The organism is Brachybacterium hainanense, from assembly GCF_042434575.1.
Lineage (GTDB): Bacteria > Actinomycetota > Actinomycetes > Actinomycetales > Dermabacteraceae > Brachybacterium > Brachybacterium hainanense.
In genome coordinates this window covers 39,773-53,730 of the sequence record NZ_JBHLSV010000007.1, presented here as the reverse complement: position 1 = coordinate 53,730, position 13,958 = coordinate 39,773, and the positions used below count along the sequence as shown (strand labels likewise).

The following is a 13,958-nucleotide window of genomic DNA, read 5'->3' as shown; positions in this document are numbered from 1 at the left end:
TCGGTTGTGCGGCCACACGTACACGGCCCGGGAGTACCCTCCGCGGGCCCGTCCTCTCACGGGCCGGTCGCGGCTTCACGCTCCGGCTCAGGCAGCCCTCCCTGCGCCGACGGTTCCGTTCAGCCGTCGCCCGGGAACGGCTCGAGCCAGTAGTCAGTGGCGGCGCTTCCAGGAATGTTCGTCAGAGTCAGCCCGACCGCAATGACACCCAGGACGATGCCGCAAGCAGCGAACTTTCGGTATTTCCGACTCCCATGACAGGAGAACATTCCAAGCAGAACAGCCAAGACAGCGACCACCAGACTCGGTGCGACCACGATGAGATGCACCAACGACTGATCCGCGGAAGGGTGCCCATTGTTCGAGTCAGTCGCCAGCCTGCGCGCCGCCAGCAGCTGCCCGCACACCGAGAGCGCGACGGCGAGAGCACCGGCGATGAAGGCGGCGACTCCGAAGGGGTTGCGTTCCTGCGTGGGGCCCGACGCGGTTGTTCTCATCCGTCGATGCTAGGGGCTGGCCCCGGGGCCGAACTGGGCGCACGCCGCCGATCGGCGCCCTCGCCACCGCCAACGGGTCCGGCAGGCTTCACCGTCGCGCACGTCGAGACGCCCGCCGATACCGGTGCACATCCGCATGGCACGGTCCTCGCTGAACACCGTGCCGGATAGCCCCGCCGCCGGCAGACGAGCCTCATCGGGCAGATCCATCTCGACGCCGTTCTCCCGCAGCTCCCGGCCCGGGGTCAGGCCATGGAGGTCAGCAGCCGCAATGCTGCGAAGGAGGCGCTGCCGGGTTCGGCGGTGTGGGTGAGGATGCGCTGTCCGTTGCCCTCCGGGAGGTGCAGCACCTCGTACCCGAGCTCGAGCTCTCCGACCTCGGGATGCCGGAACCGCTTGCTACCGCTCGTGCACAGCCGCACGTCGTGCCCCGCCCAGAGCCGGGCGAACTCGGGGCTGTTCATCGACAGGTCACCCACGAGCTCCGCGAGGCGGCGGTCGTCCGCGAACTGCGCGGCCACATACCGCAGGGACGCGACCGCGAGCGCGGCCTCGCCCTCCCAGTCGACGTAGAGGTCGCGGGTGTGCTCGTCCAGGAACAGCAGCTTGAGCTGGTTGGGACGGTCCTCCCCCTGTGACGGAGCATCGCGGTCCAGGTGCCCGGCCAGCAGCAGATGCCCGGCATGGTTCCACGCCAGGATGTCGTTGAAGCGGCCCAGCAGCACCGCGGGGACCTCGCCCATCGAGTGCAGCAGCTGCTCCGCGCCGGGCTTGGCGACCTCCGGCTTCGACGCGACGCGGGGCCGCTTCGCCGAGACCGGATGCGCGAGCGCGTACAGATGCGCACGCTCATCGGCGTCCAGCTGCAGGGCACGGGCGAGGGCGTCGATGATCGCGTCCGAGGCGTTCTGCGACTGCCCCTGCTCCAAGCGGGTCAGATACGTCACCGAGACCCCGGCGAGCTGCGCCAGCTCCTCGCGGCGCAGCCCCGGGACGCGGCGGCGCCCGTAGCTGCGGACCCCGGCCTCCTCGGGGGTGATGCGGTCGCGGCGCGAGCGCAGGAACTCGCCCAGCTCGGTGACCGGGCCGTCGGTGCTGTCGGGCGATGAGGCGAGGGACTGTGCTGCCATGTCCCCATTGTCTCGAACCCGTGCCCGCGGAGCCTGCCCCTGGCAGTGCCAGGCACCCGCAGGCCACGCACGCCGGGGATCTGGCTGCGCCTGCCGGGCCGTCGGAGCCTGGGACGCATGAGCACAGCAGAAGCACCACCCTCACCGTCCCGTCCCTCCTCGATGAACGCTCCCGCGGAGCGGTTCACCCCGATCCAGACGATCGCGATGGCCGTCCTCCTGACGGCGAACTTCACCCTCGCCGTGGACTTCTCCATCCTGAACGTCGCCCTCCCCCACATCGGCGCCGAGCTCGGCTTCGCCACCTCCGCCCTGCAGTGGATCGTGACCTCGTTCGCGCTGTGCGCGGCCGGGTTCACCCTCTTCTTCGGCCGCGTGGCCGATCTGTTCGGGCGCAAGCGGCTGTTCCTGATCGGCATCGTGCTGCTCGGCGTCGCGTCTCTTGCGGGAGGCCTGGCGACCGAGCCGTCGCTGCTGATCATCGCCCGCATCGGCCAGGGCGTCGCCACCGCCATGGTCACTCCCGCGGCCCTGTCGCTCATGACGACGATGTTCCCCGAAGGTCCCGCCCGCTCGAAGGCCCTCGGCCTGAACGGCGCGCTCATGGCCGCCGGCTTCACCGCGGGCGCCGTGCTCGGCGGCCTCCTCACCGGTGCCGTGTCCTGGCGGTGGGCGTTCTTCATCAACGTGATCGTCGCCCTCGCCGTGGTCCTCATCGCCCCCGTCGTGCTGCGCGAGCCCGCCCGCGGGGCCCGCCCGAGGCTCGACGTCCCCGGCGCGGCGACGATCACGCTCGCGCTGGTCGCGCTGGTGCTCGGGATCGACACCGCCGGGCATGCCGGCTGGGCGCATCCCGGCGCCTGGGGGCCGATCCTCGCCGCGCTGGTCCTGTTCGCCGTGTTCCTGGCGATCGAGAGCCGTGTCGCCGAGCCCATGGTCGCCCCGGGGCTGCTGCGGCGCCGCTCGATCGGCTGGGGCAACACGGCGGGCCTGCTCGCCTTCGGCACCTTCACCTCGCTCGTGTTCCTGCTGACCCTTTACCTGCAGGAGGTCCTGGGCTACTCCGCGATCACCGCGGGGCTGATCCTGGGCGTGCTCGGGATCGGCACGGTCATCGGCGGGCTGGTGGCCCCGAAGATCATCGGGAGGACTAGCGCGAAGACCGCGATCGTCGCCGGGCTCATGGTCCAGGCCGCCGCGACGGCGCCGCTCGCGTTCGCGGGCGGTGACCGGGCCTGGCTGGTGCCCCTGCTGATCCTCACCTTCGTGGGCGGGATCGCGAACCTCGTCGCGATCGTCGGCTACGTCGTCGCCGCCACCTCCGGCGTCCCCGCCCACCAGCAGGGCCTGGCCACCGGGCTGGTGACGATGAGCCAGCAGGTCGGGATCGCGCTCGGTACGCCGGTCATGTCCGCGATCGCCACCGGCGTGGCGGCGGCGACGCTGCTGCCCGGGCTGCAGCTCGCGATCGGCGTCAACGCCGCCGTCGCGGTCGCAGCCGCGGTCGTCCTGGCGATCTTCCTCCGCCGGCCCGGGACCGCTCCGGCGACCGCTCTGCAATCCGGGGCGGCAGCCGCATAGGTCTCCGCCTTCCGCGGGCATCCTGCGAGCACGCGGATCGTGCCCCGCGGGACGCCCGCGCCCTCCTCGAGCGGACAGGCCGTCGGTCCCCGCCGACCGCCCGCACGCACGACGCGGAGGCTCGTTTTCCGGCATGGACGGCCGATGGCTATCCGGTCGCCGAGGCAGGCCCGTCCAGGTGGCGCTCGAGAACGGGCCCGAGGCGGTGGATCAGGGTGAGGTTCGTGCCGATCACCACGGCAACACGCTCACCCCATCGCGATCAGGGCCCGGTGGAGAACGCGTCGTCCCACGGAACTGCCATCGGATCATCCACGACCGTCATGGAGCTGGCGAGCGATGCCGAGTTCACGAAGGCACCGTCGGACGCCCTGCGGGTGGCTCTTCTCGATCGGATCGATGCGGCGCCGTCGACGACGCGCCAGAGCTGGACCAGGTAATGCTCCGTGACCTCGTCGACTGCTCCGTCGTACGCGGCATCCCTGCCATTCGACGACACACGGAGCATGAAGCACGATCCATCCTCCGTCAGGATATCCGCAGCCTCGGGTGCAGGATTCTCGGTCGGCCCGTGGATGGCGACAGGAGAACCTGGGCTCCTCCGGACCGGGACCTGGGCGACGTCCTCCCAGCGATCCTCCTCCCAGTCCGGCGGAGCGTCCAACACCTCGATATCGATGGATACGGGCCCGTGTTTATTCCTGTCACGATCTGGATCGTGCCCGGGACGAAGCTTCCCAACAATCCCGCAACCCGGGATCCTGAAGGAATCGCAAGTATGAGCCCCTCGATCTCGATCGAAGCGAACTCCGCTCTCATGATGATTCCGGTGTTCACTCGGCACCCCCGGCGTCCTGGATGGTCTGGATCAGGAACGGATCATTGTCAAGTCTACGCTGGGCACCACGGCCCGGAATCGAGCTGTCCCGGTCTTCGCCAACTGCCATGTCAGTTCGCGACGTGGACGTGCATGCGGCCCAGGTCCTCGCGCTCGGCGATGTCGAGCAGCGCGGTCGGAGCTCGGCTTCTGGCCGGTGCTCCCGCCCGCCTCGTCCTCGCCGTCGCGGCCGGGCTCCTCGTGTGCGTCGGCATCGTCGTCGTGGGCGTGTTCTGGCTGCCGTGGCTTCCCTCCGCGGATGCGCCCGGCGCCCTCGTGGGCATGCTCGCGCTCGTGGTCGTCGTCGGCGCAGCGATCTTCCTGCGCTGGAGGCTCCCCGTGCTGGCACCGGCAGGAGCTGCGGCTGGGCGCGCGCTGGCGTCATGGGCCTGGCGATCATGATCGCGCGACCGGCGGAGCCTGTCGGGGTAACGCTGGGGTTACCGCCGATCGGGGTGCCAGCGTCATCGACTGCGGTGCGCCTGCGGCGTGGGATGGACGTATGGCTCTTCACCAGGCGATATCTCCTGCTGCACCGAGGATCGATGCCGACCAGATCGTCAAGGTTCCCACCGGCGGCGTCGGGCAGCCTCCGATTCTTCGGGGCGTCTCTCTGAATCTGAGCGGTGGTGGGCTCACGGCGGTGGTCGGTCCCAGCGGTGCAGGAAAGACGTCCTTGCTCTACTGTCTCAGCGGCCTTGAGCGTCCCGATCAAGGGCAGATCTCCATCAACGGGACGAACCTCTATTCGCTGGCCGATGAGAAGCGCACCCGATTCCTTCGTGAGACGGCGAGCTTCGTCTTCCAGCAGTACAATCTCATCGACTACCTCACCGTCGAGGAGAATGTACGGCTCCCTCAGGCTCTGGCCAGGAAGCGGGTCGAGGCCGCCGCCGTCGAGGAGATCCTTTCCCGGTTCGGCCTCCTCGACAAGCGGGCGGCCAGGGTGAGCACCCTTTCGGGCGGTGAGCAGCAGCGAGCGGCGCTGTGCCGGGCGATCCTCATCCGGCCCTCGGTGATCTTCGCCGATGAGCCCACCGGGGCGCTCGATACCGCGAACACCGGCATCGTGCTGCGAGTCCTGCGCGACCTCGCTGTTCAGGGCTGCTCCGTCGTCATGGTCACCCACGATGTCGAGTCCGCTGCGCTGGCCGACCGGATCGTGTTCATGCGCGACGGGATGATCGCCCACGTCACCGGACGGCTCGGTGCGGACGAGATCCTCCACACCATGGCGCGGCTCGGAGGCGAATGACATGCACCGGTACGCCCGTCGTATTCTCCTCTCCGATCTCAGCAGCTGGTGGCCGGTCATCGCCGCTGTCGCCGCGGTGACAGCGCTGGTCGGCCTCTGCGCCGCCCAGTTCGCGTGGACCCACGACGCACGCTTCATCGCAGCGGCCGAGGCGCAGGGCCACGCGATCGCCGAGTTCACCATCGTCTCCGAGACGATCTACGTGCTCGTCGCCACACTCGCGCTGTTCTCGCTGACCGTCGTCGGCACCGCGACCGTGGAGTCCACTCGGCGCACCTTCTCCCAGTGGCGTCTTGTCGGGGCCACCCCGAGCGATGTCCGGCGCAGCATCTGGGCCCTGGTCGCGACGGCGGCGTGCATCGGTGCCGTGCCCGGCTCGATCCTCGCGCTCGCCGCGAGCTACGTCGTCGTCCCGACGTTCAATCAGATGGCCGCACCGGGCTTCGACGCTCCGGCTCTGCCACCGTCGATCCTCGCGTGGCTGATCTCCCTGGTCCTCGGCGTGGCCACCTGCATGCTCGGGGCCTTCGGCCCGGCGCACCGGGCCTCGCGCGCGCAGGCGATCGAGGTCTTCCGTGCCATCCCCGGTCGTCGGCGGAAGGGCTGGTGGTGGCGAGCGCCGCTGGCGGCGATCCTCCTGGTGTCCTCGCTGGGCATGCTCGTGGCTGCGGCAGCGCTCGGCGCGCATGAGGCAGGTGTCGCGGTGATGTTCAATCTCGCGGTCAACGGCGGGGTCTCGGCGGTGCTCTTCGTCTATGTCGTCGGGCCGCTCGTCATCCCCGCTGTTCTGGCAGGCCTTGGACGGCTGGCCGGGGCCGTGGGCGGTGTCACGGGGCAGCTCGCGGCCAAGGCCGCCGTCGAGAGGGCGGGGACCAGCGAGAACACCATCGCGCCGCTGGCGGCCGGCATCGGCGGGGTGGGCGTCATCCTCATCTCCGTCGAGTCGGCAGCGGCCGTGGTCACGGCATCTGACAGCTCGGCGGAGACGAACCTCGCCGACACGCTCGTGATGTCCGCGCTGATCTCCTTCGTCCTCCTCGTCACCTCCGCTGCAGTCGTCTCGCTCGCCTCGCGCGACCTCGAACGCGAGCACTCGCTGCTGAGGGTCGCGGGGATGCCGAGTCGACGTATCACGATCTGGTACATCTGGCAGTCGTTCCTCCTCGCGCTCACCGGCACCGTGCTCGCACTCGTCCCGATCGCCATCACCGCGGCGATCACGGCCATCAGCTCGCACGCCTACACCGGTCATCCGATCGTCATCGTGCCGTGGATGCCCCTGTCCCTCGGGTTCGTGCTCGGCTGGTCCGTCCTCTTCCTCGTCCAGTGGTGTCCGGCTCGGCCTTCGCTGCGTGCCGATGTCGCCGTGGGTCTGCGATCGGCGTGAAGAACACGGCGCTGAGCACGCGACACCACGAAGCTTCAGGCGGACCCATGACAATGTCAGGCATGCGAGAAGGACAGCCGAGCGTCACCGCCCCTGGCCTCGCGCTGCGCCGCCATCCGCTCAGGCTGCTGTTCACGTCATGGCCTTGGCGCTCTCTCGCGTACCTGCTCAGCACGCCGCTGATCGCCACGGTCTGGCTCGTGAGCTGCTGGCCGATGCTGCCCCTCGCAGGTGTACCGCTCGGGCGTCTCGAACGACGCCGTCTCAGGCTGCTCGACCGCGCGCCGATCCCGAACCCGCACATTCCGGCTCCGCGGTCCGGAGTGAGGGCATGGATCGGGCTCCGGGCACGAGAGCGGATCAGCTGGACCGAGCTGCTGCATGGCGTGCTCCTCGTTCCGCTGTCGGTGCTGGACTTCTCCGTGCTGACTCTGGTGCTGCTGATGCCAGGGATGCTCGCCGCGTCCAGCGGGCTCCTGGTCGCGTTCAGCATTCTCGGCATCGACCCCGCCCTCGTCGATCCGGGCACGACCGCGATCCAGCGCGACCCACTCGCCCAAGCTCTGCTCTGCGTGCTCGGCCTCGTCCTCCTGCTCGCCGGTCTCTATCCCGTCACGCTTTTCGCGGAGGGGCAGCGCCATCTCGCCAGGCTGCTGATCACCGAACCCTCCGCGGAGCTGTCCGCGCAGCTGGAGGGGCTCACCCGCTCCCGTGCTCGCATCACCGGCGCTTTCGACGCCGAACGCCGCAGGATCGAGCGCGATCTGCACGACGGTGCGCAGCAGCGCCTCACGGCGCTCGTGATGACGCTCGGCACGATGCGCTATCAGCACGACCGCGGGGAGGACGTGACCGAGCTGATCGACCGGGCCGACACCGATGCCCGCCGCGCTGTGGAAGAGCTCCGCCAGATCGTGCACGGCATCTTCCCGTCCGCGCTGCGCGAGAACGACCTCGCCGGAGCCCTCGACGATCTCGCAGCCGGCGTGGAGAACGCAGGCATCGAGACCACCGCCAGCATCGACCTGCCCCCAGATATCGCGTCTGACGTGCAGGTCGGGCTGTATTTCGCCACGAGCGAGCTGTGCACGAACGTGCTCAAGCACGCCCGCGCGACCAGCGTCCTGCTGCTCGCCCATCGGACCGGTGCAGGCGTCCTCGTCGTCACGGTCGAGGACGACGGAATCGGCGGTGCTGATCCCCACGGGACGGGCCTGCTCGGCGTGACCGACCGCATCGAGACGCTCGGCGGCCGTGTTCACCTCGTCAGTCCGGTCGGCGGCCCGACCCGCATCACTGTGGAGGTCCCATGCGCATCGTGATCGCCGAGGACGCCGCGCTCATCCGCGAAGGACTGAAGAGTCTGCTGCACGCGGCCGGCCATGTCGTGGTCGCCGCTGTCGAGAACGGGGACGATCTGCTCGACGCCGTCCGCACCCATGCTCCCGACGTGTCGATCCTCGATGTGAGGATGCCTCCGACATACGCCGACGAAGGCATCCAGGCCGCGCACGCGCTGCGGCTCATCAACCCGCGAGAGCCAATCCTCGTGCTCTCCCAGATCGTGTCCGGGCGCGCCGCCGCCGATCTGCTCAGCAGCGGAGACGGCGGGATCGGGTACCTGCTCAAGGACCGCGTCGGCAACGTCGAGGAGTTCCTGTCCGCCCTCGACACCATCGCCGACGGCGGCCAGGTCATCGACCCCCAGGTCGTCCGCACGCTGCTGCGCCGCCGATCCCTCCTGGACGACCTCACGCCCCGTGAGATCGAGGTCCTCGCACTCATGGCCGAAGGCAGGACCAACACCGCGATCGCCCGCGCCCTCGTGGTCAGCGATGCAGCAGTCGCCAAGCACATCAACCGCATCTTCGCCAAGCTCGGCCTCGGCGCGGACGAGACCTCCCACAAGCGCGTGCGAGCGGTGCTGACCTATCTCCGACAGCGGCAGTCCTGGTCCGACCCCTCGCCGCCGCAGACGAAGAACCGCAGGAACTAGCCGATCACGATGGCACTGCTTCTGCATCCTCGCGGGGTGCCGGGTGCCGCTTTCGCCGTGGGCCGGAGAGGCCGGCCGATGTGCGCCCCGAGCGACTGCGGAGATGGGATGGCCGAGGCCCGACCGATCATCGGCCGGGCCTCGGGGGCGCGTCTTTCGCCTCGTCCGGTCGTCAGTCGACGCCCATGAACATGTGCACCGCGGTCACCATGCCGCGCTCGTCGCGGAACACCAGATCCGCACCGCGACCCACGGCCTCGCCGTGCGGGGCGAGCATCGACCAGCGCAGCAGGGTCGCGTCACCGGACTGCAGCTCCTGGTCGTACACGAACCGCAGCCCCTTGCCGGCGATCATGTCGTCGTGGACGCGGCCGATGTGCGCGGTGATCGCGTCGACTCCCTCGAGGGTGATGCCGAGCGAGGAGACGGACATCGTCCCGTCGGCCGCCCAGAGCTCCTCGATGACGGCCGCGCGCCGCTCGGGGTCGGGCTCCGTCCAGGTGCGCAGGTACTCGGCGTCGAACCCGGTGTTCTGGTCTGTGGACATGGTGTGGTCTCCTGGCATGGAACGCGAACGTTGACGTTGTCAGCATACCCTGTTTGCGGACATCGTCAACATCCCTGGCTAGGATGGGGACATGAGCCCCCGCGATTCCGCGCCGACCATTGCAGCGATCCTCCGCGCCGCCGATGAGCTCCTCGAAGCAGGAGGACCCGAGGCGGTCACGCTCCGGGCCGTGGGCGAGACGGCGGGGGTCTCGCGCATGACGCCCTACCGCCACTTCGCCGACAAGGCGGCGCTGCTGCACGCCCTCGCCGAGCGCACGCTGCTCGCGATGGCGCGTCACATCCGGGCCGCTGCCGCAGAGGAAGACGAGCCGGGCGCGAAGCTCCGGGCGGGAAGCGGGGCCTATCTCGACCACGCTCTGGAGAACCCGCACCACTACCAGCTGATCTTCGGCGACGCGCCCCTCGCACAGCCGGGGCCGGAGCTCGACGCGGCGGCGGACGACGCCATGCGCGCCGTCGAGGAGATCGTCGGCCAGGCGCAGACCTCCGGGGTGCTGCGCGATGCGCCGACCCGCGAGCTCGCGACCGTGCTCTGGGTGCTGCTGCACGGACTGGCGGCGCTGCAGATCACGGGACACCTGCACGAGCCGCGCACCGTGGACGGCAGCGCGCACCTCGGCACGCTGCTCGACCTCGCCCTTGCGCAGCTCGCTCCGATCGATCACGAGAGCAGACGAGCCAAGATCTGAGCACGCCGGCTTCCCGGCGACGGGCCGGAGTATGCCGGCACTCGGATCGCGAGCTCGACGGATCAGCCGCCGGACGAGCCCCCGGCCTTCTGAGGACCAGGACGATCTGCGAGCTGAGCGCCGCCATGGCGCAGGCGAGCGCAGCGGTGGCGATGCTGCCCATCCACGCCGGCGGGGTAATCTCGGCACCGACCACGAAGACGGACAGGGAGAAGGCGAGCAGGCCGCGGCGAGCACTCGACCGATATGACATCATTGATGTCATGATCAGCGCTCGAGGGGATGCCGTCCACGCGCTCCTGCGGCTGACGCGGCCCCTGGTCCTCAACTCCGAACGCATCGTCGCACGCCAGCTCAGGCAGTCCGGGTGGACGGTGGGCATGCGGGCCGTCGCGGAAGTCCTCGATGGCATCGGACCTGCGACGGTGCCGCAGATCGCCTCGGAGCTGGACCTGCCCCGCCAGGCGGTCCAGCGCCTCACCGACGACCTGCGGACGCTCGGGCACGTCGTCACCACGCCCAACCCGGCCCATCGCCGGTCGGTCCTCGTCCGTCTCACCGCGGAGGGGGCCTCCGTGTTCGGCGCTGTGAGGGATCGGGAGAGGCGCCGGCTCGAGCAGCTCCTCCCCGGCGTGAGCGAGGAGGACCTCGCCACCGCCACGGCGGTGCTGGCGGCCCTCGATGACGATATCCGCACCCTCGCCCGGGAGGCGACCGATGACCGATGACATCCACGCCCGCACCACCGCGAACCGGCTGCGCCTGGCCGACCTCCTCGACTCCCTCCCGGAGTGCGCGTGGGACTCCCCCACGCTCTGCGCAGGCTGGTCCGTGCGCCTCATGGCGGCGCATCTGATCCAGCCGATGCTCATCGGCTTCGGGCGCTTCTTCCTCGCCTCCCTGCGGCATCGGGGCGATACCGCCGCGACCATCGACGCCCTCACCCGGCGGATCGCCCAGCGGGAACGGTCCGAGCTCGTCGCCGAGCTCCGCACCCATGCCGGGGACCGGGTCGACCCGCCCAGGGTCGGACCGATGGGACCGTTCGCCGATTCCTGCATCCACCTGCGGGACATCGCCCGGCCGCTGGGCCTGGACGCCGATGTCCCGACCGGCGACTGGCTCACGCTCCTCGAGCACCTGACCTCGCCGCGACCCGTGCCGGCGCTGCTGCCGCCCGGCAGGCTCGACGGGCTGAGCCTCCTCGCCGTCGACGCCTCCTGGTCATCACGCTCCCGGATCGGCGGTCGCCGCGGTGAGATCAGCGGCCCGGCGGAGGCTCTCGCCATGGCCGTCACCGGACGCCGGGCAGCGCTCGAGGATCTCTCCGGTCCCGGCGTGCCGACGCTCGAGGGCCGCATCCCCGGGGCGTGACCCTGCTGGCAGCTCACCCTTCCGCGGAGCTCCTGCGGAGGACCAGGAGGACCTGGGAGCTGAGCGCCGCCATGGCGCAGGCGAGGGCCGCGGACACGATGCTGCCCATCCACGCCGGCGGGGTGATCTCGGCACCGACCACGAAGACGGACAGGGAGAAGGCGAGCAGGCCGAGGATCGCGATCGTCAGATGGAAGAACCGGAGGAACGGCGAGGCGGCCCGCGCGTCGTCGGCGTCGTGCCGACGGTCGAGGAAGAGGGCGATGAACAGCATCGGTACGACCTGGAGGGTGGCGAGGTAGAGATCCATGGGGGTGCTCCTGCGGGGGACGGAGGCGGGCGGTCAGATCCAGCCGTGCCGGTGGGCCGCGAGGGCGGCGGCGTGGCGATCGGCGGCGTCGAGCTTGGTCATGGCGTCGGAGAGGTAGTTGCGGACGGTGCCGGCGGCCAGGTGGAGGGCAGCGGCGATGCCGGCGACGTTGTGGCCCTGACGGGTCAGCCGCAGCACGTCGAGCTCGCGCTCAGTCAGCGGGCAGTCGAAGCCGAGGGCGCTCGCGGCGAGCTCCGGGTCGACGTAGCGGCTGCCGGCGTGGATGCGCTCGATGATCCGGGCGAGCTGCTCGGCGGGGGTGCTCTTGGGGACGAAGCCGCGCACCCCTGCAGCCAGGGCGGAGCGGAGGATGCCGGGCCGCGCATGCCGGGTGATCATGACGACGGCGGCGTGCGGGTCACGGGCGAGCAGGGCCCGGGCCGCGTCGAGGCCGTCGAGCCCCGGCATCTCCAGGTCCAGCACGTGCACGTCGACCTCGCCGGCATGGTCGAGCGCGGCCTGGCCGTCCGCGCCGTGCCCGACCACGGTGATGGTCTCCTCGAGGTCCAGCAGGGAGACCAGCGCGGTGCGGAGCATGTCCTCGTCGTCGGCGAGGAAGACGCGGATCATGACCGGGCCCCGATCTCGCCGGTGACGGTGAACCGGTCCCCGTCGTGCTGCCAGGTGAAGCTTCCGCCGTGTCCGGCGAAGCGCTGGTGGAGGCCGGTGAGCCCGGTGCCCCGGCCATCCGTCACGACCGTGCGGGGATCGGCGCCGTCGTTCTCGAGGACCATGGTCGTGTCGCTCAGATGGATGCGCACCGTCGTCGCGGCGGTATGGCGCAGGATGTTGCTCGCGGACTCCCGGGCCAGGGCCGCGAAGGTCTGCTCGTGCTCGGGCGGGGGCATGCCGGAGCGCTGGAGGGTCACCTCGATGCCCGCCGCGCCGAGGAGCTGCTCGACGTTGGCGAGCTCGACGGCGAGGGCGAGGGTGCGATAGCCCTCGGCGAGGTCGCGGGTGCGGCGGTCGGCCTCGGCCGCGAGCTCCTCGATGGCCTGCAGCTCCGCCCGCGCGACGCCGGGGTCGCGCTCGACGCTGCGGCGGGCGAGCTCCGCCTTCAGCTTGATGGCGAGCAGGGTGTGCCCCTGGATGTCGTGCAGGTCGGTGGCAAAGCGCAGCCTCTCGCGGGTCAGGGCGAGGTCGCGCTGATCGGCGTCGTGCTGGTCGAGCCGTCGCTGCATGTGCCAGCCGACGTGCGCTCCCGCGAAGCCGATGGTCTGCGCACCGAGCAGCACGGTCATGACGATCGTCTCCGTCGCCGGGGAGGAGCCGCCCTCCTGCGCCGCCCTGAGCAGGACGGCGGCGCCGATGGCCGCCGATGCGATCACGAGCGAGGGCCAGACGGGACGCTGCCAGGCGATGACCACGGCGAAGGGCAGCCCGGTCGCGAACACGGTCATCGGCTGACCGGAGAGGACGAACGCCGTCGCCAGCAGCGCGGCGGCGGCGAGGAGGATCAGGACCAGCGCGCCGGCCGGGCGCGGGACGTCGCAGCTCCGGGCGAGCCACAGGCCGAGGCCGGCGCCCGCCAGGCTCGCCAGGACCGTGACGGGCAGCGCAGGCGGTCCCAGCCCGCTCGCGAGCGTGATCGCGAGGGAGGCGCCGGCGAACAGCACGATCAGCGCCGTGAGCAGCCGGCGGATCTCCTTCGGCGGGACGCGCCCCGGCCACATGAGCACGCGCGAGGGTCGGACGGTCATCGGCTCTCCTGTCTGCGGATCCGCGGGACCGGCGGCGGTCCTGCTCCTCCAGGATCCCGCAGCCCTGCGAGGGCCGGTAGTGCGGCGGGTCAGCCGCCGGCATGACTTCTGTCAGACGGCGCACCTGCACCGGTCACAGCAGGCCATGATCCGCGGCCCTGCCGCCGTCGTCCTCGCGACGCGAGGCTGGGAGCACCACCCGAGGACCGGACCTGGAGGAGACATGAAAATCCGCATGACAGCAGCTCTGCTCGCGATGCTGATCGGGGCGTTCGCCGTGACAACCGTGGCCGTCGAGGCCGTGCGCACCGGCAGATGGGAGCTCGGGCGCGGCAGCGTCGCCGAGGACATCCCCGACGGCTTCTACGGGGACTCGTTCCTCTCCGGCGCGGTCCTCGACAACGCGGGCTGGGTCGTCGCCGCCGGGATCGTGTGGATCGTGGCCGCCGCCCTCCTCATCGGCCTCGACGCCGCTCGCGCCCGGATCACGGGGACGCGCGGCGCGGCGATCGACCGGACCCGGAGGTGACCG

General features: G+C 70.6%; 16 protein-coding genes. 10 read left to right on the top strand and 6 right to left on the bottom strand.

Translation table 11 applies throughout. The features are described from left to right. Positions 1–119: 119 nt before the first annotated feature. The gene (locus ACFFF6_RS07690; protein ID WP_376979720.1) at positions 120–497 is read right to left on the bottom strand and encodes a hypothetical protein; all 378 of its coding nucleotides are present in this window, start codon (positions 495–497) and stop codon (positions 120–122) included. A gap of 245 nt (positions 498–742) precedes the next feature. Next, positions 743–1,627 carry a helix-turn-helix transcriptional regulator gene (locus ACFFF6_RS07685; protein WP_376979718.1) on the bottom strand — a complete coding sequence of 295 codons (885 nt, stop codon included), beginning with the start codon at positions 1,625–1,627 and terminating at the stop codon, positions 743–745. A 117-nt stretch (positions 1,628–1,744) separates the two neighbouring features. On the opposite strand from ACFFF6_RS07685, the gene ACFFF6_RS07680 reads away from it, so the two are divergent. From ACFFF6_RS07680 to ACFFF6_RS07655, 6 genes are all read left to right on the top strand, one after another. Further along, positions 1,745–3,208 (top strand): MFS transporter, encoded by a 1,464-nt coding sequence (locus ACFFF6_RS07680; protein ID WP_376979717.1) that lies wholly within the window; start codon positions 1,745–1,747, stop codon positions 3,206–3,208. A 997-nt stretch (positions 3,209–4,205) separates the two neighbouring features. Then, positions 4,206–4,487: a hypothetical protein gene (locus ACFFF6_RS07675; protein WP_376979715.1), complete on the top strand. Its 282-nt coding sequence runs from the start codon at positions 4,206–4,208 to the stop codon at positions 4,485–4,487. 100 nt (positions 4,488–4,587) lie between these two features. Next, a complete protein-coding gene (locus ACFFF6_RS07670; protein ID WP_376979713.1) occupies positions 4,588–5,340 on the top strand; it encodes an ABC transporter ATP-binding protein in 753 nt (250 codons plus the stop codon). Position 5,341: 1 nt separating this feature from the next. Next, positions 5,342–6,727, top strand: a complete 1,386-nt coding sequence (locus tag ACFFF6_RS07665) for an FtsX-like permease family protein (protein ID WP_376979711.1) — start codon at positions 5,342–5,344, stop codon at positions 6,725–6,727. A 62-nt stretch (positions 6,728–6,789) separates the two neighbouring features. After that, positions 6,790–8,049, top strand: a complete 1,260-nt coding sequence (locus ACFFF6_RS07660; protein ID WP_376979709.1) for a sensor histidine kinase — start codon at positions 6,790–6,792, stop codon at positions 8,047–8,049. Then, complete coding sequence (locus ACFFF6_RS07655) at positions 8,037–8,723, top strand: response regulator transcription factor (protein WP_376979707.1); 687 nt, start codon at positions 8,037–8,039, stop codon at positions 8,721–8,723. Before ACFFF6_RS07660 ends, ACFFF6_RS07655 begins: the two co-directional genes overlap by 13 nt. A gap of 172 nt (positions 8,724–8,895) precedes the next feature. On the opposite strand, the gene ACFFF6_RS07650 is transcribed toward ACFFF6_RS07655, so the two are convergent. Continuing rightward, a complete protein-coding gene (locus ACFFF6_RS07650) occupies positions 8,896–9,270 on the bottom strand; it encodes a nuclear transport factor 2 family protein (protein WP_376979705.1) in 375 nt (124 codons plus the stop codon). A 91-nt stretch (positions 9,271–9,361) separates the two neighbouring features. Here ACFFF6_RS07650 and ACFFF6_RS07645 point away from each other — a divergent pair, with 91 nt between their 5' ends. From ACFFF6_RS07645 to ACFFF6_RS07635, 3 genes are all read left to right on the top strand, one after another. Beyond that, positions 9,362–9,982, top strand: coding sequence for a TetR/AcrR family transcriptional regulator (locus tag ACFFF6_RS07645; RefSeq protein WP_376979703.1), 621 nt, complete (start codon positions 9,362–9,364; stop codon positions 9,980–9,982). A 263-nt stretch (positions 9,983–10,245) separates the two neighbouring features. Then, on the top strand, positions 10,246–10,710 hold the full coding sequence (locus ACFFF6_RS07640) for a MarR family winged helix-turn-helix transcriptional regulator (RefSeq protein WP_376979701.1): 465 nt from the start codon (positions 10,246–10,248) through the stop codon (positions 10,708–10,710). Beyond that, on the top strand, positions 10,700–11,356 hold the full coding sequence (locus tag ACFFF6_RS07635) for a maleylpyruvate isomerase family mycothiol-dependent enzyme (protein ID WP_376979699.1): 657 nt from the start codon (positions 10,700–10,702) through the stop codon (positions 11,354–11,356). The genes ACFFF6_RS07640 and ACFFF6_RS07635 overlap by 11 nt, the downstream gene beginning before the upstream one ends. A 13-nt stretch (positions 11,357–11,369) precedes the next feature. Here ACFFF6_RS07635 and ACFFF6_RS07630 read toward each other — a convergent pair whose 3' ends face one another. From ACFFF6_RS07630 to ACFFF6_RS07620, 3 genes are read right to left on the bottom strand one after another with little or no spacing between them, the layout of a single operon-like run. Continuing rightward, positions 11,370–11,666 carry a hypothetical protein gene (locus tag ACFFF6_RS07630; RefSeq protein ID WP_376979697.1) on the bottom strand — a complete coding sequence of 99 codons (297 nt, stop codon included), beginning with the start codon at positions 11,664–11,666 and terminating at the stop codon, positions 11,370–11,372. 33 nt (positions 11,667–11,699) lie between these two features. Continuing rightward, positions 11,700–12,296 carry a response regulator transcription factor gene (locus tag ACFFF6_RS07625; protein WP_376979695.1) on the bottom strand — a complete coding sequence of 199 codons (597 nt, stop codon included), beginning with the start codon at positions 12,294–12,296 and terminating at the stop codon, positions 11,700–11,702. Then, on the bottom strand, positions 12,293–13,426 hold the full coding sequence (locus ACFFF6_RS07620; protein WP_376979693.1) for a sensor histidine kinase: 1,134 nt from the start codon (positions 13,424–13,426) through the stop codon (positions 12,293–12,295). Before ACFFF6_RS07620 ends, ACFFF6_RS07625 begins: the two co-directional genes overlap by 4 nt. A 235-nt stretch (positions 13,427–13,661) precedes the next feature. Here ACFFF6_RS07620 and ACFFF6_RS07615 point away from each other — a divergent pair, with 235 nt between their 5' ends. Next, positions 13,662–13,955, top strand: coding sequence for a hypothetical protein (locus tag ACFFF6_RS07615; RefSeq protein ID WP_376979691.1), 294 nt, complete (start codon positions 13,662–13,664; stop codon positions 13,953–13,955). Positions 13,956–13,958 lie beyond the last annotated feature (3 nt).

Coding starts and splice junctions, on each gene's coding strand:
- ACFFF6_RS07635 (WP_376979699.1), top strand. CDS start 10,700: ATGACCGATGACATCCACGCCCGCACCACCGCGAACCGGCTGCGCCTG.
- ACFFF6_RS07620 (WP_376979693.1), bottom strand. CDS start 13,426: ATGACCGTCCGACCCTCGCGCGTGCTCATGTGGCCGGGGCGCGTCCCG.
- ACFFF6_RS07640 (WP_376979701.1), top strand. CDS start 10,246: ATGATCAGCGCTCGAGGGGATGCCGTCCACGCGCTCCTGCGGCTGACG.
- ACFFF6_RS07615 (WP_376979691.1), top strand. CDS start 13,662: ATGACAGCAGCTCTGCTCGCGATGCTGATCGGGGCGTTCGCCGTGACA.
- ACFFF6_RS07650 (WP_376979705.1), bottom strand. CDS start 9,270: ATGTCCACAGACCAGAACACCGGGTTCGACGCCGAGTACCTGCGCACC.
- ACFFF6_RS07665 (WP_376979711.1), top strand. CDS start 5,342: ATGCACCGGTACGCCCGTCGTATTCTCCTCTCCGATCTCAGCAGCTGG.
- ACFFF6_RS07625 (WP_376979695.1), bottom strand. CDS start 12,296: ATGATCCGCGTCTTCCTCGCCGACGACGAGGACATGCTCCGCACCGCG.
- ACFFF6_RS07655 (WP_376979707.1), top strand. CDS start 8,037: ATGCGCATCGTGATCGCCGAGGACGCCGCGCTCATCCGCGAAGGACTG.
- ACFFF6_RS07685 (WP_376979718.1), bottom strand. CDS start 1,627: ATGGCAGCACAGTCCCTCGCCTCATCGCCCGACAGCACCGACGGCCCG.
- ACFFF6_RS07680 (WP_376979717.1), top strand. CDS start 1,745: ATGAGCACAGCAGAAGCACCACCCTCACCGTCCCGTCCCTCCTCGATG.
- ACFFF6_RS07690 (WP_376979720.1), bottom strand. CDS start 497: ATGAGAACAACCGCGTCGGGCCCCACGCAGGAACGCAACCCCTTCGGA.
- ACFFF6_RS07645 (WP_376979703.1), top strand. CDS start 9,362: ATGAGCCCCCGCGATTCCGCGCCGACCATTGCAGCGATCCTCCGCGCC.
- ACFFF6_RS07675 (WP_376979715.1), top strand. CDS start 4,206: ATGTCGAGCAGCGCGGTCGGAGCTCGGCTTCTGGCCGGTGCTCCCGCC.
- ACFFF6_RS07630 (WP_376979697.1), bottom strand. CDS start 11,666: ATGGATCTCTACCTCGCCACCCTCCAGGTCGTACCGATGCTGTTCATC.
- ACFFF6_RS07670 (WP_376979713.1), top strand. CDS start 4,588: ATGGCTCTTCACCAGGCGATATCTCCTGCTGCACCGAGGATCGATGCC.
- ACFFF6_RS07660 (WP_376979709.1), top strand. CDS start 6,790: ATGCGAGAAGGACAGCCGAGCGTCACCGCCCCTGGCCTCGCGCTGCGC.